We start from the raw sequence: 24607 nt of genomic DNA on the forward strand, positions 1-24607 counted from the left end.
CTTTCGTGCCGGTCATTAGATCGAGGATGTGCTTGTATCAGCAGCATCCGAGCTGCCGGAGCCCGACGTGCCGGACTGTCCGGTACTGCTTGTTCCGCTGCCGGACGTGCTGTCGCTGGAGTTACCGGATGCGCTGCCGCCTCCACTGGTGCCGGAGGTACCGCTTTGGCCGCTCGCTCCCGATCCGTTACCGTTCGCTCCTCCTCTGCCGCCCGGCCCCCGGCCGCCGCCAAATCCGCCGCCAAATCCACCGCCGCCGGTGGTCACGCCGGACTCGTTCACATAAGTGACCGTGTCACCGAGTTTGAAGCTGACGACCTTCGTACCGCCGTTCAGCTTGCCGCCTGTGTACAAGCCGTCCTTCAGCGTGCCTGTCGACGTGCCGCCTGTATAGAAGGCGTATGTCTCTCCGGACTTCAGATCCGGCGTGGAAATGACGATGGTCTGGATGTCTTTAGCCGGTGCGAAGCTCAAGACCGGTGTACCTGCGCTGTCGGTCATTGTCACGAGCGTGCCCGCCTTGACTGTGCTCGGGAACGTCATGAGCACCGAGCGCTGCGACGAGCTTTCCGATGGCGCTTGGGCCATGCCGGCGCTTCCTGCGGCAACCAGCAGACCGCCGGACTGCTCGAACGTGCCGTCATAGTCAAGGGCGCCGTTGCCGCCCGATGTCGGACCGTTCACGATCGCAGTGCCTCCGGTCATCGTGATGGAGCCGTTGGAATCCAGGCCGTCGCCTTGCGCATTCACCGTCAGGTAGCCGCCGCTGATCGTCAGCTGCGCAGTGCCGGCGCCTCCACTCGGGCCGCCAGACATGCCTTGGCCGTCCGGACGCTGCTGGGCGCCGTTTTGGTCGGCCGAGCCGTTCTGCGCCGCCTGGTCACCGGCATTCGCTTGAGTATTGGACTGCGCCGAGTCCGTACCAGACTGCGAGCTGCTGCCTGTTTGCGCAGACGATCCGGACTGCGCTTGGTCGCCCGTCTGCCCTTGGCTGCCGGTCGCTTGATCCGGCGCCTGTCCTGGCATGCCTGCCGGCGGCTGTCCGCCGAACATGCCGCCCGGCCCTTCTGAGCTGCCGCTTCCGTCGGAAGCATTCACGCCATCATCGCTGGCGACGACGTTCACCTCGCCGCCGGCGATGTTGATATCCGCGGCCTCAATGCCTTCGTAGCTGTTCTTGATGTTCACTTTGCCGCCGGAAATGACGATCGATACGTCGCCGTGAATGCCGTCATCGCCGGTCGCGAGATCCAGCTGCCCGCCGGAAACAAGGATGCTGCCATTGCTGTGCACCGTATCGTCCGCCGAGTCGATCGCGAACGTGCCGCCCGAAACGGCAATGCCCGCTTCCGCCTTGAGTCCTTTCGAGCTCGTGGACTCGCTTTCTTCATCTTCCGTCTGTGCCGCATCCGCGTCTGTTCCACTGCTGCTGTTCGTACCCGCAGCGGCGTCATCTTTCACCTGGGATGCGGAATCCTTAGCCGATGCCGCGTCGCCGCTCGTCGAATCCGCAGCCGCGCCGCTGTCTGTGCCTTGGGCACCGGACTTACCTCCCTGTCCGTCCGCTCCGGACTGGCCGCCGAAATCAGGGCGCTGCATCGGCATTTCCTCCTCATGCGGTTCGGCGTTCTCGCTGCCGCCGCCGCTCACCACATCATAGGTACCGCCGGCGATCAGCAGAGATGCCGCCGCCTGAAAGCCGTCGCTTCCGGATTCAACATGGAACGTGCCGTCCTCAATAAGCAGGTACCCTTTGTCCTTGTCCCCATCATAGGTCGTCTTGAAGCCGTCTCCACCGGCGTTGACGGTAATCGTGCCCGCTTTGACGGCGGCCAGATCGCGGCCGATAATGCCGTCATCCGCCGCGTTGATGCTCAGCGTGCCGCTGACGATTTTCAGATCGTCCTTGCTGGTGATGCCATCCTTATAATTCCCTTGCACGGTCAGCTGGCCAGTGCCGTTAATCGTCAGATCGTCCTGGCTGAACAGGGCTGCCGTCGGCGCCTCATCGGACGTATCCGCATACTTCGTGCCGTCCGACAGCGTGTTCTGCGTCCCTTTCGGCAGCGTCAGCACCGTTTTGCCGGCTTTCTTAACCTGGATGGCCGGGCCGTCCGAGCTCGCGATTTGCGCATCGTTCAGAACCAGATGCACGACGTCGTCTTCGCCCGCATCGACCACGATGCTGCCTCCTTGCAGCTTGCCGCTGATCACATACGTTCCGGCCGAGGATATCGTAACATCGCCCCCGCTGGACTTTGCGCCCGCCCCGGCTACGGTCGCGTCCGTGCCATTCAGCTTGATGACCGTGGAATCACCGGCTGACCAATCCACCGTGGTATCGTCGTCGTCATACTCCACCAAGTCCTTGATTTTCAGGCTGGCCAGCTTCGCGTTCGCTTCGCTCGCATCTACCGTTGTTGTTTCCGTCGCCTCGGTCGCCGCGCCGTCCGCCGCAGTCGTCGTATTGCTCGCCGCATTCGTCGTGCACCCGGAGGCCAGCATGGCCGACAGGATCAGAATCGCGGCAAATTTCGTTTTATAGGAATGTTTCATCGTATCAACCTCGTTTCATTTAATATTCCTGCACCGCAGGGTTCATCGTCAGCGTAATATCCAGATTGCCGTTGCGGGTCCGGATGGCGTCCAGAAATTCCTTCTGGTTCGTCTGCGGCCCCATTTTCACGGAGTACACCACCTCATAGAGGCTGCCTAGCTCCGTGGTTTTGACCTTTTTCAACTCGTATTCGACGTTGTGCATGCGGAAAATCTCCTCAAACGCCTCTTCGTAACCGAGATTCTCCGGAATCGTCACCTTGAGCGTTTTGATCGCGTCTTTGCGTGTGCCGAACTTGACCAGCTTGAGCACGTACATCAGTGCGCAGAGGATGATCGTGAACAACACGGCATAGCCAAAAGCGCCAACGCCGGCCGACAAACCAGCCGCCATGGAGAACAGAACATAAGAAATGTCCTTCGAGTCTCCCGGCGCGCTCCGGAAGCGAATGATCGAGAAGGCGCCGGCCAGGCTGAACGCCCGGGCGATATTGCTGCCGATCAGCATAATAATGATGGCTACGATCGCCGGCAGCACCATCATCGTCAAGGTGAAGCTCGGCGAATAGGCAGGCTGTGTTTTCATGTAAGTGAAGCTGATAATGGCACCCAGCACGATGGCGATAGCCAGCGTCAGAAGCGCATGGGATAACGATAATGTCGTGTCCGCAGCGGACGAATTCAAAATGGAATCGATCATAAAACAACTCTCTCCCTTTCCACAACTGGTGCATTTGCATGCCGTATCGATTTTTTATACTCGTTCCCGTATTTGGAGAAGCTTGTACGGTACATCTGATGCTCGGAGAGCATTTTGGACAGCCAGACCGGAACGGTCTTCTCGGCCTTGACCTCCATCAGCCACTGCCCCCGCTCCATCAGCTGATCGCCGTAATCTCCGGCCTCAAGCGCAAGGTCGCAGCGCCGCGAGCGGATGTTGGTGTCGAAGGTGATCCGCAGATCCCGGTTTCCCTTGCAAAACAAGGCGATGCGGTCGTATGCCAGATACACCATCGGTTTCAGCTCGTACCGGCTCAGAAAATACTCGATTTCGCTGACCACCTGGCGGTTCATGCCCTTCCGGAATTCCGGCGGAACCCCGGTCCGAACGAAATCATATGCCTCATGAAGCTTGAGCGAGGTTCTTCTTTTGTTCACCAGGCCGAACACCTTTTTCTTCAGCTCCAGATACACTTTGGCGTCGCTCTCCGGCACGCCGTACGACCGGATCCGCAGCTTTTCCCGGTACTTGGGCTTGGCCAAACTCGTACGGATGAGCGTATGATGCTCCGTGTCGTAGTACAGGTTGCTGATGGTGTAGAACTTGTTGTCCTTGTTGTTTTCATCCGGTTCCATATATGCCATCAGATCGTTGTAAATGTTGTAAAAAGCCTTGGTGTCCATCAGATACTTGTTCTCATACCGGTTAAACACTTCAATAGCCATTGTCATTTCGCTCCTTTCGTTTATGCAGGTTCACCCGGGCTCATCGCCCTTCATGTTTGTAGCTTAATGGCTTAACCTTTAACGAATCTTAAACATTGCGATAACATTCCGTTTACATTCCGATTACAAAACAAGTGCACCATTGTACAATAGGGAACAAGCGCGGGTCAGGGCTTAAGCCACCCCAACCGCAGCCCAAGGGGCCGCCGTTCAAGGCGTTAAAGGTTGATTAAAGGTTCGCTTCTTATAATAGTGAGACAATAACGCTTCGCCAGAAGGTATGAAGGAGATTACGATCATGCGGATATTAATTGTGGAAGATGAGGTCAACCTGGCCGAGGCCCTAACCCAGATTTTGAAAAAAAACCATTACTCCGTCGATGCCGTCCATGACGGCCAGACGGGTCTGGATAACGCCCTCAGCGGGATCTACGATCTGCTGCTGCTCGACATTATGCTGCCGGGGATGGATGGAATCACGCTGCTGAAGACGATCCGGGCCGAAGGCATCGCGACGCCGGTTATCATGCTTACCGCCAAGGGGGAAATTTCGGATACGATTTCGGGGCTGGACTGCGGGGCCGACGACTATGTCGCCAAGCCGTTTTCGACGGGCGAGCTGCTTGCCCGGATCCGGGCGGCGCTGCGCCGCAAAGGGGAAGTCGTCCCCGAAGACGGCCTGAAATTCGGGGATATCGAGCTGAATACATCCACGCTGAAGCTGAGCTGCAACGGCAAGGAGCTGAAGCTGATTTTGAAAGAATGCGAGCTGCTCGAGCTGCTGATGCTGCGGAAATCGGCGGTCACATCCAAGGAGCAGATGATTGAGAAGCTGTGGGGATTTGACTCCGATGCGGAGCACAACAACGTGGAAGTGTATATTTCATTTCTGCGGAAAAAGATCACGTTCCTGAACGCCTCGGTGCGGATCAGCACGATCCGTGGCGTCGGCTATGTATTGGAGGCGACTTCTTAATGTTCAAGAAGCTGCGCAACCGGTTTCTGCTGATGAACATGGTCATCATCACCATCATCATGCTGGTCGCCTTTGCAACGATTTACGTGATTACCTATCAAAACGTGCGCCGCGACATCGGCATGGAACTGGAGCGTGTCTCGGAGTTTTACCATAAGGATGGAGTGCCCGGGAAGCAAAGCCCGGGGAAGGGCTCCGGGCAGGGCGGGGCCTCGATGGCGCAGACCGGCAGCGGCGGGAAGACGGGCAGCTTGTCCGGCACTGGCAACACCGTCGCCCAGAGCCAGGCTTCTGCAGGCATCGGCGAGGAGCCGTCCGGCTCGGGAGATATGGATCCGCGCCGTCCCCGGGACGGCGGACAGACGCCGCCGCCGGAACTGTCGGTATCCTTCGAGCTGAAGACGGACCGGGAATGGAACCTCCTGTCCAAGAACACCCGGTTTGATATGGAGGATACGTTCTATGAGACGGCCAAGGAGGAGGCGGCTTCAAAGCCCGTCCGCAACGCCCAGTTCACACTGGAGGGAACGCGCTGGGCTTACAGCGTTCAGCAGACTCCGAGCGGCTACTCCATCGTGTTCCTCGACGTGACGGCCCAGCTGAAAATCATCACCACCCTGATCTACACCTTTTCCATCGTGGCGCTGGTCATGCTGGCTGTCATCTATCTGACGAGCCGATATTTCGCCAACCGGTCCATCGAACCGGTCCGCGAAGCCTTCGACAAGCAGAAGCAGTTTATCGCGGACGCTTCGCATGAGCTGAAGACGCCGCTTGCGGTCATCAACACGAATGCCGACGTCCTTCTGGCCAACAGCGACGAGTCGATCCGGTCGCAGTCGAAATGGCTGCAGCATATTAAATCAGAGACCGAGCGCATGAAGACGCTCACGAACGATCTCTTGTACCTGACTCAGATGGACGATGCGCGGGGCCATATGATCTTCGTGCCGTTTGACCTCAGCGAGGCAGTCGAAAGCGTCATCCTTACGATGGAAGCCGTTATTTTCGAAAAGGAGCTGTCCTTCACCTATGATATCGAGCCGCATCTGACCCTGACCGGCAGCAGCGAGCAGATCAAGCAGGTCGTCATGATCCTGCTGGACAACGCCGTCAAATATACCAATCCCCGGGGCTCGATCCATCTAAGTTTGAAGAAACAGCATAACCATCAGCTGCTGAGGGTGACGAACACGGGCGAGGGCATCGCCCCGGAGCATCTGGACAGCATCTTTGACCGCTTCTACCGCGTCGACGCCTCCCGCTCCCGTAGGCACGGCGGATACGGCCTTGGCCTGGCGATCGCCAAATCGATCATTGAGCAGCATAAAGGGAAAATATCCGTGAAAAGCGTGCCGAACGAGAAAACGACGTTTGATGTGCAGCTGGGGTAAGCCCTTTTGCCGGCCACGCCACCGTCGAGCCGAATAATGAACGGTCCGTCCGCTTATTGGACAAACTGCATTTTGTCCGGTTACCAGAGCTGCAGCAGGGTTTGGTTTACTTTGAATTCACAAGGGACCGGCACATGGCCGGGCTATAAACGGTAGTGAATAGCATAAAGGCACCCTTTGGGGTGCCTCCTTTTTTAGATATAAGAGAAGATAAGCTTCAGAGACTCAGGCTTCCTTTATCGCAAGAGAAGCCGTCATACCACAGCCTAAGCTTGTTACTTCTGCCCGTCCTGCTCCGCCAGCTGCTGCTGGGCCAGCCGGATCATTTCGCGGACCATCGATCCGCCGATTTTACCGCCGACATGGCCGACGGATTCCGTCGTCAGCTCGCCGTTACCGTCCGGACTGAGCGGCACGCCGAGCTCTTTGGCGACTTCGTATTTCACGTCATCCGGCCGGTTCGGGTCCACGTCATACCCCTCGCGCCGCATGACTTCCGCTTTAAAATTCTGCATTCCCCTGGCCACACCAGGCACCGCGTATTTTCGGTTTCTTCTGGACATTCCTGCTTCATCTCCCCATCGGTTTTCCCTTAACATGCCCGGAGACGGCAAGGGCCATCCTTTATAAATGCTGCCTGATCCTGCCTCCTGTATTAAGGCTTATATATGGGGTTTATCCTGGAACGGAATGCCTCCTTTACGCTGGGCCAAAATTTGCGGAATATGCAGCTCGCGCAGCATAGGGATGACCTCCTGCATGCTGGTTTTGTTGAACTTTTTCAAAATGCTGTTGATCTGCGACTTTAACGTGGACGGCTCCACCTGCCGCGCTTTGCAGATTTCCTGGCGGGTGTAGTCCTGCAGGAGCAAATCCAGCACCTCGATTTCGGTCGGCGTCAGCTTCGTCAGAATATGAAAGTTATGAATCAGGCTGTCCTCCGTCGACTTGATCCGTTTAAACTCCCGGGTGATTTTCCCGGCAATATTGGCATGCAGCGACGGCATATCGTAATACGCGTCTTTGATGGCGCTCAGAATCTCCTCGGCCGGCATGTTCTTCAGCAAATAGTTCGTTACCCCGATCTCGAACGCCCGGAACACGGTGTCGTCGGTCTCATTTACGGTCAGCATGACGATTTTGACGTTCGGCATGTAATTCAAAATTTCCGACGAGGCGCGCAAACCCGCCTGCTTATCCTCAAGTTCAATGTCCATCAGGATGATATCCGGCTTCGTAAGCGCTGCCAACATCGTCCCTTCGTAGCCGCTGGCGGCCCTGCCGACGCACTCGATCTCCGGATCCTTCGTCAGAATCATCTGATAGCGTTTGGCGATCAGGTTATCGTCTTCGACGATCAGCACCTTGATGACAGGATTACTCATGCGGTCTTCCCCCTTCCGTCTTTGCTATCGAAAGCAGAGGCATGATGATATGAAACGTGCTGCCCTCTCCCGGTTTGCTGACAGCTCCGATTTTGCCCCCGTGCGTCGTAATAATGGCCCGGCATAACGACAAGCCCATGCCCCAGTTGGTGGACGTAGGCTTGGACGAATAAAACGGCTGAAAGATGTTTGCCGCATCCTCTTCAGGAAAGCCGACACCGTTATCGCGGATGACCAGCTCCACCCATTTATGTTTTACATGCGTTTCGATCTCGATTCTTCTCGATTTCTCCGGAATGTGCTCCAGCGCATCGATCGCATTGGATACGATATTTTCCACAGCCTGAGAAAAATAATACGGATCCGCCATCACCATGAGCTTCCGCTGATTTCTCGCGTAGTCCACCTGCACGGCCTTCAGCTCCAGGCTCATATCGCTCAGCACCTTTCCGATCAGCTCGTCGATGGCGACGGGTTCAAGGTCCAGTTTGGACTTGACCGTCTTCTGGTGGATTACGTCCAGTCTATCATAGATGCTGCGGCAGCGCTGTTCGATGACTTTGATCTCCCCCACCACCTCGGGCGACTTCTCGCACATCTCCTCCAAAAACTCCGTCTGCGCCATGATGGCCAGGAGCTCGTTTTTCATATAATGGCTGAACACCCGCGACGTCAGCACGGCGGAATCGATGTTGCGGGAAATGAACGATTCCTGATTGCGGATGCTGTTCTGGATCCGGGCATACTTGTAGATGCCATACAGGCTGACGAACAGGCAGAACCCCGCGATGTAGGGCAGAAGAATATAGATGGACGGGTTGCCGACCAGGTTGATCGGCTTGTACCGGATGAAGTGAGCTGCTTTGGATACAATGATCAGCATGTCCGGAGCCCAGAAATTGATGTAATAATACGTCACCTGAACCGATACATAGCCGATCAGGATCATCAGGATGTTGCTGCGGATTTGGCGAACCTTCGGCGCATCAAAAAACGCATACACCAGCAGCAGAATTCCCGCGGCGATGTACAGCGCGTTCACGACTGAAGTCACCCGGTGAAACGTCTCGTACGCGGAGATCAGGTCCTGGGATGAGGTATAGGCCGGATACAGCTTGTAGTAAAGCCATGTATAAAAGCCCGGATCATACGCGATCACCTGAATGATGCACGGTACGGCCAACAGCGGCAGGATCAGGCGGCTTCGCTTCCGCGGCACGGTGAACGCAAAATAGATGGCCGAGCACAGCCCCGTATACAGGAATGTCATCGTAAAAAAAACGGACATCCGAATCAGCACCATCCGGGAAACCGGCAGAAACATCAGCTGGTTTTGGAACTTTTGGCTGATCCCGAAATAGCTGTACAGGCTGTAATAGTAATACGCATCCTTGGACATGTAGATGATGATGCCGGAAACGACGAGCAGATAGGACAGCCCCATCACCAGCATGAACAGCGTGGCTTTCGTATATTTTTGCTGCGTGAGACAGAAGATGGCTATAGCGATAAAAAGGATAAACACCAGGAAGATAAACATGATGACTCCATCCTATATAGATTGAATTTATGAAAACCCCAACTTTGTTACGATTATTCCCCGTGGATCATGGAATGACAAGTAGAAACTTTAGTTCATTCTATATAACCTCTAAATTTAACAAATTTTAAGGCACGCCGTTCCTCTTGTAAAGGTTGAAATTTTATGCAACCTCTGCCGCTCTTGCTCCTTTCCGGCTCATCCGGTCTGCCCCGGTTCTTCTCCCGAACACCTGACTTCCGGGCACCTGAAAGGGCTCATCCCCGGCCGATGATAAAAGTTCAACCTTACCCGGCTGCCTGATACGATCTAATATTAAAAGCACAACGAGATACAGGAGGGGTTCATTTTGAGGAAAAAGCACAGCTTCATCGGCATGCTTCTCGTCACGGCGCTCACCTTGACTGCGGTCGGCTGCAGCTCCAATAATGCCGGCGATCAAGGCAGCAGCGGCGGCGGCGACCAGGGTAAGGTCGTCTTGCAATATTACACATGGACGGATGAAGAAAACTACATGCGCAAGGTCGTGGATGCCTTCAATGCCAAAAATCCGGACATTGAGGTCAAAATGAACACGATCAGCAACAACTCCGACGAATACAATACCAAAATCATGAACAACCTGTCCGGCGGTTCAAAAATGGACGTCTACAGCATCAACGGTACGAGCAGCCTTGGGCTGTACGCATCCCGGAACCAGCTGGTCGACCTGTCCGACCCAATTAAGCAGGCGAACCTGGATGTTGGCGCCTACGGCCCGAGCTTCCAGGACATCACCCAGGTGCTCACCCAAGGGAAGTATTACGCCCTGCCTTACCGTACCTCCGAATATGCGCTGTTCTACAACAAGGCCATTTTTGAAAAAGAAGGCATTGAACCTCCCAAGCAAATGACTTGGAATGAATACGCGGATTTGGCTAAAAGCCTGACCAAGGGAGACGGTTCAAGCAAGCAGTGGGGCGGCTATTATGCCGACTGGATCACGGCTCCGCTCGGAGCACTGCAGCAAGGAACGACCCTGCTGGACGACAACCTGGACAAAGTCGGCGATTGGCTGAAATTCCAGGACCGCCTGTATGAGCAGGACAAGTCCCACATGAGCTACAAACAAATGAAAGCGGAAAGCATCGACTGGATCAAGCAGTTTGAAAGCGGCAACGTGGCCATGATGGTCAACGGCGAATGGACGATCAGCATGCTAAAAGCGGACATCGCTGCCGGCAAAACGGATATCGACTTCGACATGGCTCCGCTTCCGCAGCCGGACGGTGTCAAGGATCCGGTCACCGTCGGCGGCGTCAGCACCTTTATGGGTATCAACCCGGCCAGCGGCAATCAAGACGCCGCCTTCAAGTTCGTGCAGTTCGTCACCGGCCAGGAAGGCGAATCGATCATCGCCGACTCCGGCGTGCTGCCTGCTTTCTCCAGCGACAAGACCAAGGATTCCTTCCTGAACGGGACGGGCATCCAGGGCAGCGGCTTCTTCTTCGAAGCGAAGGCTGTAGCGGAGAACCAGCCGGTAGGACAGATCGAAGAAGTGAACCGCGTATACGGCGAACAGCGGGATCTGTTCCTGTTCCACGAGCAGGATGCCGATAAGACGATTCAAAACTTTATGTCCCAGCGCCAGTCGGTTCTGAACAAATAAGTAAGCTGCATGCGACCTTCTGCCGCGCGGTTTTAAGGCGGCAGAAGGTCTTTCAATGATGACAGACGTCACGAAAAGGGAGTTGATGGAACGTGACAAACAGACGTCTTTTACAGTGGAAAACCTATGTGCCAGGAACCTTGTTCATCCTTCCGGCCTTCGTGCTTTTTGCCATTTTTATTTTCCTTCCGCTGCTTTACGGTTTGTATATGAGCTTTACCGATTACGGCGGATTTAATATCAAGCCCCACTTGATCGGCCTGGACAACTACCAGAAGCTGATGAAGGACGACTATTTCCTTATTTCGCTGAAAAACAATCTGATCTATACCGTCCTGTTCGTGCCGCTCACGATGGCGCTGGCTCTCTTCTCGGCCATTGCCCTGAACAACGTGCTGCGCCTGAAGCGGTACCTGCGGATGGCCTTTTATCTCCCGCAGATCACCTCGATGGTGTCGATCGCCATCGTCTGGGGACTGCTGTTCAACCCGATGTCCGGTCCGATCAACCAGATCCTGAAAGCGGTCGGCATCGCCAATCCGCCGCAGTGGCTGATGTCTTCCCACTGGGCGCTGCTCGCCATCGTGCTCGTCGCAGTGTGGAAAAGCTTCGGCTATTATATGATCATTTTGCTTGCGGGCATTCAGGGCGTCCCGGAATATTTGTATGAGTCGGCCAAACTGGACGGCGCCGGCAAATTCCAGCGCTTCCTCTACGTTACGCTGCCCGGATTGTCGCCTACCTTATTCATGGTGCTTGTGCTGACCATCATCAATTCCTTTCAGGTCTTCGACCTCGTCTCGGTCATGACCGACGGCGGTCCGGGACGATCCACCAACGTACTCGTGTTCCGGATTTACCAAGAAGCGTTCATCAACTACCGGATGGGCTACGCTTCCGCCATGTCGATGGTCTTGTTCATCATCATCATGATTATTTCGCTGATCCAGTTCAAACTGGAGAAGAAGTGGGTCACTTACTAAGATGGGAGGAGAGTGCACATGTTGAATGCCGTCGGAAGTACCAGAAGAGACAAGCTGCTGCATACGCTTCTGCTGGTCTTGTTGGTCGTCGCTTCGATCATCACCCTTTTCCCCTTCTTATGGATGATATCGACTTCGCTTCGCACGGATGTGGACCTGTTCAAAAACCCGACGAACTGGATTCCCCATTCGTTATATTTAGACAATTACAAGCAAGTGTGGGAGACGATCCCGTTTGCCCGGTATTTTCTGAACACGCTGAAGCTGTCCGTGATCATCACGGTGGTGCAGGTGATCATCTGCTCCATGGCGGCTTATGCGTTCGCCAAGCTGAAGGTGCCTTTCAAAGGCGTCGTGTTCATTTTGTTCATGACGAACCTGATGATGCCTTGGCATTCGATCATGGTTCCGCAGTTTTCGATCGTCAGCCATTTGGGCTTGTACAACACCCATATCGGCTACATTCTAATCCAGCTCTTCAGCGGATTCGGCATCTTCTTGCTGCGGCAGTTCTTTCTGACGCTGCCGATCGAGCTGAACGAAGCCGCGCGGGTGGACGGATTTAACGAATGGCGTATCTTTTGGCGGATCATCATGCCGCTGGCGGCACCCGGGGTATCCACACTGGCGATCTTCACCTTTACGTATATGTGGAACGACTATCTGGCGCCGCTGATCTATTTGAACGACGACACCTTAAAAACGCTGCAGCTCGGGCTGAAAGCATTCCAGACCGAACATACGATGGATTACGGCCTGCTGATGGCCGGAACGTTGTTGTCCACGCTGCCAATGATTATCGTATTCCTGATCGGCGAGAGGTTCTTTATTCAGGGCGTGGCCACGACCGGCATGAAAAACTAGTAAATGCAGCAAAGGAGAGGTATTATGGCAACAAATTTGAAGCATTTTGTACAAGTGAAGGGTCAGGATTTTACGGTTGATGGGGAAAAGATCTTGTTCCGCGGATTTGGACTCGGCTCATGGATGAACCTGGAGCATTTCATGATCGGACTGCCGGGAACGGACACGATGATCAAGCAGGCCTTTGCGGAAGTGTACGGCAAAGAGCGCAGCGACAGGTTCTTCGACCGATTCCTGCTGGAGTTCGTGGACGAACAAGACTTTCAGTTCTTGAAAAAGCTTGGCGTCAACTCACTGCGCATTCCGTTTAACTACAAATATTTTATCGATGACCAGCACCCCGGCGAATATAAAAACCGCTTTAAGTACCTGGATCACATCGTGTCCTTATGCGAAAAATACGAAATTTACGCGATCCTCGACCTTCACTCCGTTCCCGGCGGGCAGAATCCGGACTGGCACTGCGATACGAACTCCGGCCTGCCGCTGTTCTGGGAATACGGAGCGCTGCGCGACACCGTGATCGGGCTCTGGGGGCATATCGCCGACTACTACAAGGACCAGCCTTGGGTGGCAGCCTACGACATCGTCAACGAGCCGTCGCTCGTCACGAACGCCGAAGTGTTCAACGAGTTTTACCACAAAGTCATCGCGGAGATCCGCAAGGTGGACCCGCACCATATTATTTTCATCGAAGGCAACAAATTCACCACCGACTTCTCGATGCTGGATCCGGTAGACGACCCGCAGGTGGCCTATGAGTTCCACTTCTATCCGTTCGTGGATGAGCCCGCTGTGCTCACGCCGGAAATGGACCGTACCCGCCGCCGGGAAATCTTCAAGGATGCCTTCGGCCAATTGGTCAGCATTCGGGACAAATACAAACGCCCGCTCTGGTGCGGCGAGCTCGGACTCGTGTTCAGCCAAGAATCGATCGACTTTGAGATGACGATTATCGAGGACATGCTCGACCTGTGCGAGGAGAGCGACGTCTCCTGGGCGCTGTGGACTTATAAGGACGCGGCCACGATGGGTATCGTGTATCCCCGGGAAGATACGCCGTGGCGTCAGCTCACCGGACGGATCAAAGAGGTGTGGAACCAGCATCAGGAGCAGGAAAAAGGCGAAGCACTCGTCGATTACATGGCCGAAACGCACTTCAAGCCGATCTCCAAGGAAGAGCGCTATCCGCTGCAGTTCCGCATGCGGACAATCATGCAGGTCATTTGCGTCGAGCAGAACCTGAAGCCGTTCCTGCGTGAGCTGCCTTGGGAAGAAGCGTACCGGCTTCCTGAGTCCTTCCACTGGGACCAATGCGAGCAGTGGGACGAGCTGTCGGCCGTGATCCGAAAGTACACGGGCAGTGAGGAATAAGTTCAATTGAACAAGTGAATGAACGTAAAAAAGACCGCAGCCATGGAAGCTGCGGTCTTTTTCGATGGATGGGAAGGGAGCTTCGGCTGACCTTCTCTGTAAGGTATGGAGATTGGATGCCCCCTGTAGAAGGTTATCGGGTTTAGGTGCCGCAATAGGTCCGATAACGGCACGATGGCTCCGGTACGACGGCATACTCAGCTTGTTCCGGCGTATGCGCGTAAGGATCGGCAAGAACCTGCAGCAGCTGGTGCATCACTTCGTAATCGCCGTCCTGCTCCGCCGCCTCCAGCGCTTCCTCCACCCGGTGGTTCCGCGGGATGACCGCCGGATTGCTGTCCCGCATCAACTGATGTGCAGCCTCTTGGGTTTCGGACTGCCGGTCAAGCCTTGCCTGCCAGCGCCCATGCCAGGCCTCGAATTCTTCGGTGCCATGCAGCCGCGTCCCCTCCAACCGGTCAAACGTTAAAGCAAGAAACGTATTGGTATAGTCAGCGCGGTGGGTCTTCATCATCTCCAGAAGCTCCTCGATGAGCGCCTCGTCCTCCGGCTCTTCCTGGAAGATCCCGAGCTTCGCCCTCATCCCGGCAAGCCAGTGATCATTAAACAGCCCGGCAAAAGTCCCGACCGCGTTCTCCGCCAGTTTAACGGCCTGCTCCTCGTCCTCATGCAGCAGCGGCAGCAAGGCTTCGGCCAATCTGGCGAGATTCCAGGAGCCGATGTACGGCTGGTTGCCGTAGGCATACCGGCCTTGCGAGTCGATGGAGCTGAATACGGTGGCCGGATCGTAGGTGTCCATAAAGGCGCACGGACCATAGTCGATCGTTTCCCCGCTGAGGGTCATGTTGTCCGTATTCATGACGCCGTGAACGAATCCGACCAGCTGCCATTTGGCGATCAGGGCGGCCTGACGCTTGATTACTTCCTGCAACAGCACGAGGTAGCGGTTCTCGCCGGAGGCAAGATCAGCGTCCGGATAATGCCTCTGCAGAGTATAATCGGCCAAAGCCCGCAGGTCATCTGTCGTGCCCGCTCCCCGCGCGAACTGAAACGTGCCGACGCGGATATGGCTGGCCGCCACGCGGGTCACAATCGCGCCCGGCAGTTCCTTCTCGCGGGTGATCGGCTGGCCGGTCGCCGTCACCGCCAGGCTGCGCGTCGTGGGAATGCCGAGGCCATGCATAGCCTCGCTGATGATGTACTCGCGCAGCATCGGCCCCAGGGCCGCCCGTCCGTCGCCTCCCCGGGAGTATGGCGTGCGGCCCGCTCCTTTCAGCTGAATATCTATTCGCTCACCCTGCGGAGAGATCTGCTCCCCCAGCAGGATCGCCCGCCCGTCGCCCAGCATCGTGAGATGGCCGAATTGATGACCGGCGTATGCCTGAGCGAGTGGCTGCGCCCCTTCCGGAACGCGATTTCCCGCCAGTTCCGCCGCCCCTTCATCGCTCATGAGCACCTGAGCGTTCAAGCCCAGCGACGCGGCGAGCGGCTCGTTAAATACGACGATCCGCGGCGAGCGCACCGGCACCGGATCCTGCCGGGTATAAAACAGATCCGGCAGTCCGGCGTAGCTGTTGTCAAAATGCCATCCCGCCTCCAGCTTTCCTTGTGTATCTGTCATAAAGGTCTCCTTTTTAAATCCTAATGAAATCTTCTTCGTATCATGGCAACCTGTTTTCTTCCGACCAAGGCCGGTTCCACTGCTTCATAGCCTGTGCCGTACGGAATTTATTATACGGCTCAGGGCAGCGGCGGCCGAACCACGGCTGATCATTCTATTATAAAAGAACACAGCGGAAGAGGCCATGCGGCCGTTCTGTCAGACTGCGCACAAACAAACCCCGCCATTCGTGCAGAATGGCGGGGCTGACTCCATTATACGTTATCCTTTGAGTTTAATGACACCGGACTCTCGCTCACGCTCTTTGTCTTCCTCTTTGTCCTCGCCGACCAGGTCCCTGGCGGAAGATTTGAATTCGGAGAGCGTGCGTCCTACGGCACGACCCAGTTCCGGCAGCTTGGAAGGTCCGAACAAAATCAGCACGACGACCAGAATCATCATCAACCCGGCAAATCCCACGTTTTGAAACATAACCAATCAGCTCCTTCTCACTTATCATGGTAAAAACCATTTATCATATCAAAGTCAGCGCTCCCGGCCTTACTTCTTCTTGGAATCCGGCTTCACGGCCACCGCTTCGATTTCGATCAGCCAGTCGGAGCTCACCAGGCTTGCCACGCCTACCGTAGAGCGGGCCGGCTTCACCGGATTGGCCTCCGTATTGAAAAACTGCGCATAGGCATCGAACCATCCCGTGTAATCGAACGTGCCGCCCTTCTGGGCGTCAGGAGCAATGTATACCCGCAGGTAAACGACGTCCTTCAGGCCAAGGCCCTGCTCCTTCAGCTGCTTCTCGATTTCCTTCAAAATGCCGATGCCCTGCGTTTTCGTATCCCCGTAGCGTTCGTAGACCGTCTTGCCGTCCTTGTTCAGCACAGGCGGGACGGTGCCGCTCGTGAACAGATACGATGCGCCTTCGGGAACGACCACACCGCTGGAAATGGACGACGACGGGCTGCCGTAAAATAAAGGTGCTGGCGCCGTCTTGGTCGGTTTCGCCGGGGTATGGGCGGCGCTGTCAGCATAAGCCGTGACGCTGACTGTGCCAAGCAGAACCGTCATCAGCAGCGCCGCTTTCGCTTTTTTCATCATGGAATCAAGCTCCTTCTCTTATGGATTTATGATTTCATCACGCGCTGATGAATATCGGTGACCGCCTCGCGGGCGGACTCGATCGCACCGGCCTGCCAGGCCGTAATATAGCTGATATGCTCACCTGCCAGGTATATCCGGTTGTCAGGCTTACAAAGGGTAGGGTAGTAGGTTTTGCGGTCGTTCGCCGAGTACGAAACCCAGCCACCCTCCTGGTACTTGACCGTTTTCCAGTTGATCGAATAGGAGGATTCGAACTCTTTCGGATACTGCGGGTGAATCTTGGCTCCCTGTGCCAGCGCGAGTTTCTCCCGCTCCGCGTACGACATGGCTCCGAGCTTGTCGGCAACGCCGCCGTAGGCATAGTAGCCGAGCAGGACTCCCTTTTTCCCGAAATAATCGGTCGGCGGGTAATAGATCTGCGTAATGTCCATATTCGTCAAGCTGCTGCCCCCGTACAGGTGCTCATCCTCTTCCCAGAAGCGCCGCTTGAACTGCAGCCCGATCTTCCCGGCCGATGCGTAGTTTATGCTCTGAATCGCCTTGGACATTTCGGGGGAAAAATCGGCCGGGATCTTCTTCAGCACCGATAACGGAATCGTGCATATGCAGTAATCTCCTTTGACCTCCTGCTCCCGGCCGGAGGACATGTCGGTGTATACGACCCGCACGCCGGTCGAGGACTGGCGGATCTCCTTGACCTCGGCCCGGTATTTGATCCGCTGGCCGACCCGCTTCTCGAACGCCTTCGCAATGGCGTCCATCCCGCCGATCGGGTGGAACATCATCATCTGCTGGTCATATTCGTACTCATTGCTGAAGTACTTGCCGAATCCGGAGTTGATGATCGCCTTCAGGTCGAACGGATCGCGGAGCACCCCGGCATCAAGGCGGCTTCCCGGCTCATCCTTGTAGCCGCCGCGCTGCGAGCCTTTGTAGAACAAATCGGGGTTTAGGTCGCCCTCTACCTTTAAGTAATCGACGAGCTTCGTCTTCTCCTCGGCCGTAAGCGGGAGATCGAGCGCGTCCTGGTCGACCGCCTTCGCGAGCATTTCCGCGACGTAGCCGCGCACATCCGCTTTGGCGGCCCGCTTCGGCACCTTCTGGCCGGACAAAGCGCCTACGTTTTCATTGTAGTAATAGCCGCTCTCGTTCACGTTGTTGAACGGTTCGATCGCAACGCCGAATTTCCGGCAGTATTCCAAGGTGACATGGAATTGCGGTATGCGCATCGGGCCCGCATTGAAATACAAACCCTTATCGAAGCGGGACGTTTGGATGTCCGAGCCGATTTCTGCTTCCGACGTGCCTCCGCGGATGGTCCAGCATCGGCCGCCTGCTCGGCTTTTCGCCTCAAGAATCGTGCAGTCGTACCCGGCCAATCCCAGTTCGTACGCTGCCGTCATGCCGGCGATCCCGGCGCCGAGAATAATGATTTTTTTGCCGCCCCGTCCGCTTAAGTGCAGATCATTCGGCCCCGGCGGTTCATATTCGGCGGCCTTCAACGTCTCCGGCGACAGCAGACCCATCGTTCCCATCAGACTGAAGACGGCTACGGATCCCCCCACCTTGCCGACAGTCGACAGAAATTGTCTGCGGGTCATCTCTTTCGGTTGCTCCTTCATCGTCACCTCGATCACTCCTTCACTAGTGGATTGGAACCTCTTGAGGCGATCTTAGCAAAGAACTTTGATTTTCGGTGATTTTGTGTAAGGATTTCTGACAGTGTTTTTTTATTTTTAAAAAACCGATTGCTTTTTCAAAGGGATTTCCTTAAAATCATGTCATAATTCCTTCCATAAGATTCCGAAAGGTGTATCTCTTCTCTTCCGTTTATCTTCTCTTTAGGTTTCAATCCTGGCCATTTCCGCAAATAGCCCGGGGTTAACTATACTTGCACAGGAGGTAAAAAGTATGGAGAGCAAGGTGATGAGCATTGGGGTCGTCTGCGAGCTGACCGGCTTGTCGGAACGCCAGATCCGGTATTACGAGGAACGGAAACTGATCTTCCCGGAGCGGACGAAAGGAGGTAACCGCCGTTATTCTTTTGAAGACGTGAAGGCCATACAGGACATACATCAAAAAATGCAGGAGGGATTTAATACGCTGGAGCTGAAGGAAATGAAAAAATCGAAAACGCCGCGCTGCACGCCGGTCTTCCGGTAACGGACATGACTTGGGAGGAGTGACATTCGCCAATGGAAGCGAAAAATACGATGACCCTGCTTGGCCATATCGCCGAGCTTAGAAAACGGATCCTTCGGATCGCCGCCGTATTCATCGTCAGTATGGCAGCCGGCCTGGTAGCAGCCCCCCATATCCTGACGCTGCTGCGGACGCATTCCCCGCTCCAGGTCGCATGGAACGTCTTCTCACCATGGGACGGACTGCGAATCTATATGAGCATTGCCATGGTGCTTTCGCTGCTGCCGACCGTGCCTTTCGGGATGCTTCAAATCTGGCGGTTCGTCAGCCAGGGGCTCAAGCCTGGCGAGCAGAAGGCCGCAGTCCGCTACATCCCGTTCTCCGCCGCCTGCTTTCTGGTGGGTGTGGCCTTTGCGTATTTCGTCGTCTTTCCGATGAGCCTGCGCTTTACGGCCGGCATCAACCGCCAGATCGGCCTTGTGGAGACCTATGGCGTCTCTCAGTACTTCGGATTTATGTTCAATATCATGATTCCGCTCGCCATCGCCTTCGAGCTGCCCGTGATCGTCATGTTTCTGGCCCGGATCGGAATCTTAAGCCCTTCGGTTCTAAAAGGGATGAGGCGTTACGCCTACGTCATTCTGGTCGCCGTGGCTGCGCTGATCTCGCCGCCCGACCTCGTCTCCCATCTGATGGTGGCCATCCCCTTGATCGCATTGTACGAAATCAGCGCCTGGCTGGCGGGCTGGGTCCATCGCAAGAAGCAGCGCGCCAAGGAGGCCTTAGAGCTTACTGGCGCGGATCGCACCTATTCGGCAACCTAAACTGCAGAAATGGAAGTGCAAGTGTATGGGATTGCAGCTGCAGTGCCCATTCTAGGGGAAAGTTCCTCACATGAACGCAAAAAGGAAGCTGTCTCCCTGAGAGGGAGCAGCTTCCTCATGATTTTCTGGCGATATTGCAGGGATTCTATCTCCCGCTCACGTTTTTATGGTTTCGCCTTGTTAGGGCTTTAGGCGTTGACCAATCCACGGACGAAGGTTTCAAAATCCGGCGCCAGCCGGGTAATCCGACGCCCGTTTGCCTGATCCACATGCACTACCTCAGGCTCCCCGTCGTTGCCGGAGCCGCGGTAATCCAGCATAACCACGCCGGATTCCTGTGGGCCATCGCAAATGACGACGCCGAATTCCGGATAACCTCCGTTCTCGATAATGGACCGGCTGCCGGAGGCGCCGCAGAGCGACTTGGGCTTGTCCCGGCCGATGCCGAGCATGCCGGTAATCCGGACCCCGCTTGGTGCTCCATCAGCGGCTTCCCCCAGCGGGAAGTACCGGCTGCGGGGGATGCCCCCGTTATGTATTTTCATCATCTGCACATAAAACGCCGGCAGCTTGAACACCAGTTCCTCCTGCACGGAATCGATCAGATCATCCGTTGGCGGTGCCGAAACGTACGATTCCGAATCGGGATCGGCGTCATTCCAGAAGTTGTTGATATCGAAACCAATGTTTGGCGAGTCATACCCTTCGCCTAAATCGGTTTCACTGGATGGGATGACATCCACGGAAGCCACGACCGCCGCAGCACCGCCCGTTTCTTCTGTTTCCTCGGCGTCATCCGAGTCGCTGTCGTCCGCCGAATCGTCGGATTCCACGTCTTCATCCGTCTCTTCCTCGAACTCCCCAGCCTTCTTGGCGCGAATCCATTCCAGGAACTCCAACGTATCCTCATCCCCCGGCTCCAGCTCATCGGCACGGGTAAACTCCCGCTCGGCGTCATCGTACTGTTCCAGGTAATAGTAGGCCAGTCCAATCCGGTAATGCCAGAGCGGATCATCCGCTCCTTCTTCGGCAACGGTCAGAAACTGCTGCACCGCCTCCTCGTAGCGCTCCAGATTGTTCAGCGCCCGGCCCAAATGGCTGACCAGCTCGTAATTCCTTTCCTCGGCGGGAATTTCCGTCACGGCCTCCACGATCCGTTCGTAATCATCCTCTTCATGCCATGTTTCCAACTGTTCCAACAAATCCTCGCTCATCCTCTTGCCCCCCAGCATTATCCTTCTTGGTGTGATTATAGCATTTTCCGAAGGAGGTTCTCCAGGCCACGACCGCATCAGGGAGCAGCATTGCATTTATGAATGGTACGTCTAAGACGGCGCGCTGTTGTGGATGTGCCCTTTTGAATAAAAAGAAGGCTGCAGCCGGGACGCTTCACACAGCCTGTTGCAGTCTTCACTGGCGTCACTGCTCTACAATCTTTTACAGCGGTGGTTGCTGTACCCCCAACTTGATCCAGCCTTCCTTCGATGGACCGTAGACGGCCGGTATGCCCAGTCCCGCTTGGCGCATCAGAACCGTCGCCTGGCCCCGGTGATGAGCAATATGCTTGATAAGCCCCATCAGGATGGATGCATTGGATTCCATTCGTCCAAAAGCGTTCTGCACCTTGCTAAGCGACTCGTCGGTCCACTGCTCTTCCAGTGCCTTGGCGGTCTCCGAGCTGACCGTCCGGAAAGTATCCGCAATTTCCTTGGCGGAAGGGACTTCACCCGGATTCGCAACCTTGTCCATCGCAACGCCGAATTCATTCAAATAGTCGGGGACATTCGAGACGAAGTGCCAAGCGATTCTGCCCAAAGTGCGTCCTTCCGGATAGACCTGCTGCCCCAGTGATTCATCCGTCAGGGCATCCAGGATCCCCTGCGTCAATTCGGCTTCCTTGTTCCATTCCATAATAAAATCTTGAACCGTCACATACATAACATACTTCCTCCTTTAAGTTGATCAAACTCCCTACGACCAGCCTCTGCTTCCTTTCGGCCTTTCATACATCCATCATATCGCATATTGGTGACAGGGTTTGTCATAGTTATAGGCTTATCCATAAAAAATTAGGAATGCAAAAAAACCGACTCATAGCGATCATGTGTCGGTTTCTCGCTTCAATATTTTTTACACCATAAATTCCGCCATAATTTCCTCGATATCGTAAGGCGTCAGCCCTTGCTCCACGGAGAACACCGCATCGGCCTGCCCCGGGGTCTCGGTCAGCTCCCCTCGGGCCTTGGCATGGAGCGTGAACAGATCATACAGGTCCGGTTTCCGCAGGGTCGTCATGGCTTTGCCTATTTCATCCGAACCATCCTCAGGCACCGGACTCGTTTCTACAGCTCTCCCTCCAGAAAACGAATCAGATACGTTTCGGGCTGCTCGAGAAACTCTCCTAAACCGCACAAGTCCGAATAATTCTCATGCTCGACGTCATAGCAGCCGATCCATCCCTTTTTCTTCGGATTCCATACGAGCTGAAGATCCGAGTAGTTGTCTATGTCAGCCGACAGGCGCAGCAGCTTCAGCCGCCCGATCTTCATCGGAATCGTGTCGGTCAATGCGAAGAAATCGATATGCCGGATAGCGTATTCATTGGGGGCCAGCTCAAGGCGCAGGTTGCCACCGGTCAACAAAATGACCAACTCCTCTGGCAATTTATAGGCTCTGAGCTCATGTTTCTTATTCGCTAGATCATGAAATCCCGGCGGTTCCAGCGATTTCAAATAGTCCGCCAGGACTGCGTTCTTTTGGCTGACCGCAATCGTATACGGCCGGTCGCCGTCCTTCTCCGCTAACGTCACATCCGCGCCCCGTTCTACCAAATACTTGACCATACCCGAATTCCCCATGCGAGCGGCCACGGTTAACGGCGTTGCTTCGTAAGGGTAGACTTGATCCGGCTGGTTGTAGTTAATGTCCACCCCCTGATCGAGCAAATAATCGAGAGTCTTATAGTCATGATCGGACACCGCCTGACGCAGTACGGCCCCGCCGTGCAGCTTGATGTCGAGCCCCAGCTCCTGAATGAGCGGGATATTGTTTTTGTCGCCATAGTAAGCCTGCGAATACGCGCCGGAGCCCACCCGATTAAGCATGTCCAGCTTGGCGCCCTGTGCGGCGATATAGCGTACCATCTCTTCCCTGCCATAGCGGACGGCCCGTAAAAAAGCCGGATTTTGTTTGGCATTAAGATTGACGCCGTGCTCTATCAGCAGCTTAACCACTTCCATCCGTTCCACGATCAGAGCGAGATCAAGCGGGCTTAAGGCGGTATATTGGCTAAGCGCGATGTCCTCCTCCATTTCCCAACCTGCCGCAAGGGCATCCTGTAAAGCTGGAATATTCCCTTGATATATGTGCATCGCGATTTCCGGCAGCTCCTTGAATTTCCCGATATCTTTCAATTGGATCATGGATTCTTCTCTCCTGTTCGGAAGTTCATGCATCAACACGATAGTGCCGATGATTTATTTACGAATTCCATAGACGAAAGCACCTCTGGTCCATTAAGCTTAATACTTGGGATGATTTATCTGTATTGGAGTTAAAATGGAAGCGAGGTGCATGCCATTGACTACGGTTGTTATGATTATCATCATCTTCTCGTTGTTCACAGCGTCATTGACGATCGCCTTTACCATCAAATCGCTGAGAGGCCAGCGCAAACGGCTCTCGCAGCGAAAAGCCATTCTTACGGACGGTACATCCGCGCAAGCCGTCATCCATTCCATCCAGCAAACGAATGCGCAGCTCGACGATCAGCCGGAGGTCCTGCTTGATCTAACCGTGACCAAACCGGATGGTGAGATTCTTCGTACCGTGGTGAAGACCTTCATCCCGATCGTGAATATCCCTTCTTTTCAAAAAGGCTGCGTCGTTGATGTGAAGTATATGACGATCGCAGGCGAACCAAAGTTCGAGGTCGTCGGTGCCTACATCCCTTGAAGCGCCGACTGGGCCGCTCATATTTGGCGATGAACCGCTGCAACATCCAGTTCCAAGGGCAAAAAGGCATAGTCGCCGTCTCTGACGATCTCGCCTTTACGAATGGAAATCGGGCGCTGAAAAAGAGGGCCGTCGATCACCGTCGTATGGAACTCGCCGCCTTCTCCGCAGGGATCGATGCCGCGGGCGAGGAGCTCTTCCACATACGCTCGGGTCAGAACCCTCCCCAAATCCTCTTCCTTCATCCCTAACGAAAGATTAACCGTGACCAGAACCGTGACGAATCCCAGGTCGATAAATTCCCTGACGGCATCCGCATGATCTGTCTCCCATAGGGGCATCCCCAGCTTAAGGCCGGCGTTTTTCGTGACCTTATCATGCCAGCATCCGTGAGCAGGCACATCCAAGTCCCCGGTCACTAACGCCTCGGCGCCGAGCATCTTGGCCTGCTTCAGCAATCCGGTGAAGACGGACTCATACTCCGCCCAACTGGCTGCCCCGGTATGCAGCGGCAAACCGATCGAATCGGCTTGGGCGCAGATCAGCTCAGGCGGCATGCCATGGGATCTAGAGCGTTTTCCTTCCTCTTCCAGCATCGCGATCAGCCCGATCGCTTCTCCAACCTGCATCGCTTTATACAAAGCCAGGACACTGTCCTTCCCTCCGCTAAAAGAGGCAATAAAGGTTTGACCATCGGCACCATTTTTCCAATCCATTCGTTTCTTCCTCACCCTTCTCTCCCGGATTTCATAACCGCCTATCCAATTAACCTCGATGGAACAAAAAGGCCTCCGCCCCATAAAAC

General features: G+C 55.1%; 24 protein-coding genes. 9 read left to right on the forward strand and 15 right to left on the reverse strand.

What is annotated here, in order from left to right:
• Nucleotides 1-15: 15 nt before the first annotated feature.
• From CJP46_RS21765 to CJP46_RS21775, 3 genes are read right to left on the reverse strand one after another with little or no spacing between them, the layout of a single operon-like run.
• Nucleotides 16-2556, reverse strand: a complete 2541-nt coding sequence (locus CJP46_RS21765; protein ID WP_094597724.1) for a carbohydrate-binding domain-containing protein — start codon at nt 2554-2556, stop codon at nt 16-18.
• A gap of 19 nt (nt 2557-2575) precedes the next feature.
• Entirely contained in the window at nt 2576-3256 is a 681-nt protein-coding gene (locus CJP46_RS21770; protein ID WP_094597725.1) for a DUF4956 domain-containing protein, read from the reverse strand.
• The gene (locus CJP46_RS21775; protein WP_094597726.1) at nt 3253-4002 is read right to left on the reverse strand and encodes a polyphosphate polymerase domain-containing protein; all 750 of its coding nucleotides are present in this window, start codon (nt 4000-4002) and stop codon (nt 3253-3255) included. The genes CJP46_RS21770 and CJP46_RS21775 overlap by 4 nt, the downstream gene beginning before the upstream one ends.
• A gap of 298 nt (nt 4003-4300) precedes the next feature.
• Between CJP46_RS21775 and CJP46_RS21780 the strand changes: the two genes are divergently transcribed.
• Both CJP46_RS21780 and CJP46_RS21785 read left to right on the forward strand, forming a co-directional pair.
• Nucleotides 4301-4978, forward strand: a complete 678-nt coding sequence (locus tag CJP46_RS21780; protein ID WP_094597727.1) for a response regulator transcription factor — start codon at nt 4301-4303, stop codon at nt 4976-4978.
• A complete protein-coding gene (locus CJP46_RS21785) occupies nt 4978-6372 on the forward strand; it encodes a sensor histidine kinase (RefSeq protein WP_094597728.1) in 1395 nt (464 codons plus the stop codon). Before CJP46_RS21780 ends, CJP46_RS21785 begins: the two co-directional genes overlap by 1 nt.
• A 275-nt stretch (nt 6373-6647) precedes the next feature.
• Here CJP46_RS21785 and CJP46_RS21790 read toward each other — a convergent pair whose 3' ends face one another.
• The 3 genes from CJP46_RS21790 to CJP46_RS21800 all read right to left on the reverse strand — a co-directional run bounded on the left by CJP46_RS21790 (nt 6648) and on the right by CJP46_RS21800 (nt 9297).
• Nucleotides 6648-6935 (reverse strand): alpha/beta-type small acid-soluble spore protein, encoded by a 288-nt coding sequence (locus CJP46_RS21790; protein ID WP_094597729.1) that lies wholly within the window; start codon nt 6933-6935, stop codon nt 6648-6650.
• Between the two features lie 99 nt (nt 6936-7034).
• On the reverse strand, nt 7035-7757 hold the full coding sequence (locus CJP46_RS21795; protein ID WP_094597730.1) for a response regulator transcription factor: 723 nt from the start codon (nt 7755-7757) through the stop codon (nt 7035-7037).
• Nucleotides 7750-9297: a sensor histidine kinase gene (locus tag CJP46_RS21800; RefSeq protein WP_094597731.1), complete on the reverse strand. Its 1548-nt coding sequence runs from the start codon at nt 9295-9297 to the stop codon at nt 7750-7752. The genes CJP46_RS21795 and CJP46_RS21800 overlap by 8 nt, the downstream gene beginning before the upstream one ends.
• Before the next feature lie 349 nt (nt 9298-9646).
• On the opposite strand from CJP46_RS21800, the gene CJP46_RS21805 reads away from it, so the two are divergent.
• The 4 genes from CJP46_RS21805 (at nt 9647) to CJP46_RS21820 (ending at nt 14166) form a co-directional block, all read left to right on the forward strand.
• Nucleotides 9647-10945 carry an ABC transporter substrate-binding protein gene (locus CJP46_RS21805; RefSeq protein ID WP_094597732.1) on the forward strand — a complete coding sequence of 433 codons (1299 nt, stop codon included), beginning with the start codon at nt 9647-9649 and terminating at the stop codon, nt 10943-10945.
• A 92-nt stretch (nt 10946-11037) separates the two neighbouring features.
• Nucleotides 11038-11928, forward strand: a complete 891-nt coding sequence (locus tag CJP46_RS21810) for a carbohydrate ABC transporter permease (protein WP_094597733.1) — start codon at nt 11038-11040, stop codon at nt 11926-11928.
• Nucleotides 11929-11946: 18 nt separating this feature from the next.
• Entirely contained in the window at nt 11947-12792 is an 846-nt protein-coding gene (locus tag CJP46_RS21815) for a carbohydrate ABC transporter permease (protein ID WP_094597734.1), read from the forward strand.
• Nucleotides 12793-12816: 24 nt separating this feature from the next.
• Nucleotides 12817-14166: a glycoside hydrolase family 5 protein gene (locus CJP46_RS21820; protein WP_179281263.1), complete on the forward strand. Its 1350-nt coding sequence runs from the start codon at nt 12817-12819 to the stop codon at nt 14164-14166.
• 142 nt (nt 14167-14308) lie between these two features.
• On the opposite strand, the gene CJP46_RS21825 is transcribed toward CJP46_RS21820, so the two are convergent.
• The 4 genes from CJP46_RS21825 to CJP46_RS21840 all read right to left on the reverse strand — a co-directional run bounded on the left by CJP46_RS21825 (nt 14309) and on the right by CJP46_RS21840 (nt 18510).
• On the reverse strand, nt 14309-15787 hold the full coding sequence (locus CJP46_RS21825; protein WP_094597736.1) for a protein adenylyltransferase SelO: 1479 nt from the start codon (nt 15785-15787) through the stop codon (nt 14309-14311).
• A gap of 261 nt (nt 15788-16048) precedes the next feature.
• Complete coding sequence (locus CJP46_RS21830) at nt 16049-16258, reverse strand: twin-arginine translocase TatA/TatE family subunit (protein WP_094597737.1); 210 nt, start codon at nt 16256-16258, stop codon at nt 16049-16051.
• Between the two features lie 69 nt (nt 16259-16327).
• Nucleotides 16328-16879: a RidA family protein gene (locus CJP46_RS21835; protein ID WP_094597738.1), complete on the reverse strand. Its 552-nt coding sequence runs from the start codon at nt 16877-16879 to the stop codon at nt 16328-16330.
• Nucleotides 16880-16905: 26 nt separating this feature from the next.
• Nucleotides 16906-18510 (reverse strand): flavin monoamine oxidase family protein, encoded by a 1605-nt coding sequence (locus CJP46_RS21840; RefSeq protein WP_094597739.1) that lies wholly within the window; start codon nt 18508-18510, stop codon nt 16906-16908.
• A 283-nt stretch (nt 18511-18793) separates the two neighbouring features.
• On the opposite strand from CJP46_RS21840, the gene CJP46_RS21845 reads away from it, so the two are divergent.
• Both CJP46_RS21845 and tatC read left to right on the forward strand, forming a co-directional pair.
• Complete coding sequence (locus tag CJP46_RS21845; RefSeq protein WP_094597740.1) at nt 18794-19045, forward strand: MerR family transcriptional regulator; 252 nt, start codon at nt 18794-18796, stop codon at nt 19043-19045.
• 32 nt (nt 19046-19077) lie between these two features.
• Nucleotides 19078-19848, forward strand: a complete 771-nt coding sequence (gene tatC, locus CJP46_RS21850; RefSeq protein ID WP_094597741.1) for a twin-arginine translocase subunit TatC — start codon at nt 19078-19080, stop codon at nt 19846-19848.
• A 188-nt stretch (nt 19849-20036) separates the two neighbouring features.
• Here tatC and CJP46_RS21855 read toward each other — a convergent pair whose 3' ends face one another.
• From CJP46_RS21855 to CJP46_RS21870, 4 genes are all read right to left on the reverse strand, one after another.
• Entirely contained in the window at nt 20037-21062 is a 1026-nt protein-coding gene (locus CJP46_RS21855; RefSeq protein WP_094597742.1) for an SMI1/KNR4 family protein, read from the reverse strand.
• A gap of 223 nt (nt 21063-21285) precedes the next feature.
• Complete coding sequence (locus tag CJP46_RS21860; RefSeq protein WP_094597743.1) at nt 21286-21786, reverse strand: DinB family protein; 501 nt, start codon at nt 21784-21786, stop codon at nt 21286-21288.
• A gap of 192 nt (nt 21787-21978) precedes the next feature.
• A complete protein-coding gene (locus CJP46_RS21865; RefSeq protein ID WP_094597744.1) occupies nt 21979-22179 on the reverse strand; it encodes a hypothetical protein in 201 nt (66 codons plus the stop codon).
• Between the two features lie 11 nt (nt 22180-22190).
• Nucleotides 22191-23270, reverse strand: coding sequence for an ankyrin repeat domain-containing protein (locus CJP46_RS21870; protein WP_094597745.1), 1080 nt, complete (start codon nt 23268-23270; stop codon nt 22191-22193).
• Between the two features lie 151 nt (nt 23271-23421).
• Between CJP46_RS21870 and CJP46_RS21875 the strand changes: the two genes are divergently transcribed.
• On the forward strand, nt 23422-23802 hold the full coding sequence (locus CJP46_RS21875) for a hypothetical protein (RefSeq protein WP_256992458.1): 381 nt from the start codon (nt 23422-23424) through the stop codon (nt 23800-23802).
• A 17-nt stretch (nt 23803-23819) separates the two neighbouring features.
• Here the strand turns inward: CJP46_RS21875 and CJP46_RS21880 are convergent, their stop codons facing one another.
• On the reverse strand, nt 23820-24518 hold the full coding sequence (locus CJP46_RS21880; RefSeq protein ID WP_094597746.1) for a Dph6-related ATP pyrophosphatase: 699 nt from the start codon (nt 24516-24518) through the stop codon (nt 23820-23822).
• Nucleotides 24519-24607 lie beyond the last annotated feature (89 nt).

It is taken from the genome of Paenibacillus sp. XY044, from assembly GCF_002257645.1.
GTDB lineage: Bacteria > Bacillota > Bacilli > Paenibacillales > Paenibacillaceae > Paenibacillus_AQ.

What these genes read in the sequence shown, in the direction of transcription:
- CJP46_RS21765 (WP_094597724.1), bottom strand. Translation starts at nt 2,556, where the DNA reads ATGAAACATTCCTATAAAACGAAATTTGCCGCGATTCTGATCCTGTCG.
- CJP46_RS21770 (WP_094597725.1), bottom strand. Translation starts at nt 3,256, where the DNA reads ATGATCGATTCCATTTTGAATTCGTCCGCTGCGGACACGACATTATCG.
- CJP46_RS21775 (WP_094597726.1), bottom strand. Translation starts at nt 4,002, where the DNA reads ATGGCTATTGAAGTGTTTAACCGGTATGAGAACAAGTATCTGATGGAC.
- CJP46_RS21780 (WP_094597727.1), top strand. Translation starts at nt 4,301, where the DNA reads ATGCGGATATTAATTGTGGAAGATGAGGTCAACCTGGCCGAGGCCCTA.
- CJP46_RS21785 (WP_094597728.1), top strand. Translation starts at nt 4,978, where the DNA reads ATGTTCAAGAAGCTGCGCAACCGGTTTCTGCTGATGAACATGGTCATC.
- CJP46_RS21790 (WP_094597729.1), bottom strand. Translation starts at nt 6,935, where the DNA reads ATGTCCAGAAGAAACCGAAAATACGCGGTGCCTGGTGTGGCCAGGGGA.
- CJP46_RS21795 (WP_094597730.1), bottom strand. Translation starts at nt 7,757, where the DNA reads ATGAGTAATCCTGTCATCAAGGTGCTGATCGTCGAAGACGATAACCTG.
- CJP46_RS21800 (WP_094597731.1), bottom strand. Translation starts at nt 9,297, where the DNA reads ATGTTTATCTTCCTGGTGTTTATCCTTTTTATCGCTATAGCCATCTTC.
- CJP46_RS21815 (WP_094597734.1), top strand. Translation starts at nt 11,947, where the DNA reads ATGTTGAATGCCGTCGGAAGTACCAGAAGAGACAAGCTGCTGCATACG.
- CJP46_RS21820 (WP_179281263.1), top strand. Translation starts at nt 12,817, where the DNA reads ATGGCAACAAATTTGAAGCATTTTGTACAAGTGAAGGGTCAGGATTTT.
- CJP46_RS21825 (WP_094597736.1), bottom strand. Translation starts at nt 15,787, where the DNA reads ATGACAGATACACAAGGAAAGCTGGAGGCGGGATGGCATTTTGACAAC.
- CJP46_RS21830 (WP_094597737.1), bottom strand. Translation starts at nt 16,258, where the DNA reads ATGTTTCAAAACGTGGGATTTGCCGGGTTGATGATGATTCTGGTCGTC.
- CJP46_RS21835 (WP_094597738.1), bottom strand. Translation starts at nt 16,879, where the DNA reads ATGATGAAAAAAGCGAAAGCGGCGCTGCTGATGACGGTTCTGCTTGGC.
- CJP46_RS21845 (WP_094597740.1), top strand. Translation starts at nt 18,794, where the DNA reads ATGGAGAGCAAGGTGATGAGCATTGGGGTCGTCTGCGAGCTGACCGGC.
- tatC (WP_094597741.1), top strand. Translation starts at nt 19,078, where the DNA reads ATGGAAGCGAAAAATACGATGACCCTGCTTGGCCATATCGCCGAGCTT.
- CJP46_RS21855 (WP_094597742.1), bottom strand. Translation starts at nt 21,062, where the DNA reads ATGAGCGAGGATTTGTTGGAACAGTTGGAAACATGGCATGAAGAGGAT.
- CJP46_RS21860 (WP_094597743.1), bottom strand. Translation starts at nt 21,786, where the DNA reads ATGTATGTGACGGTTCAAGATTTTATTATGGAATGGAACAAGGAAGCC.
- CJP46_RS21870 (WP_094597745.1), bottom strand. Translation starts at nt 23,270, where the DNA reads ATGATCCAATTGAAAGATATCGGGAAATTCAAGGAGCTGCCGGAAATC.
- CJP46_RS21875 (WP_256992458.1), top strand. Translation starts at nt 23,422, where the DNA reads ATGCCATTGACTACGGTTGTTATGATTATCATCATCTTCTCGTTGTTC.
- CJP46_RS21880 (WP_094597746.1), bottom strand. Translation starts at nt 24,518, where the DNA reads ATGGATTGGAAAAATGGTGCCGATGGTCAAACCTTTATTGCCTCTTTT.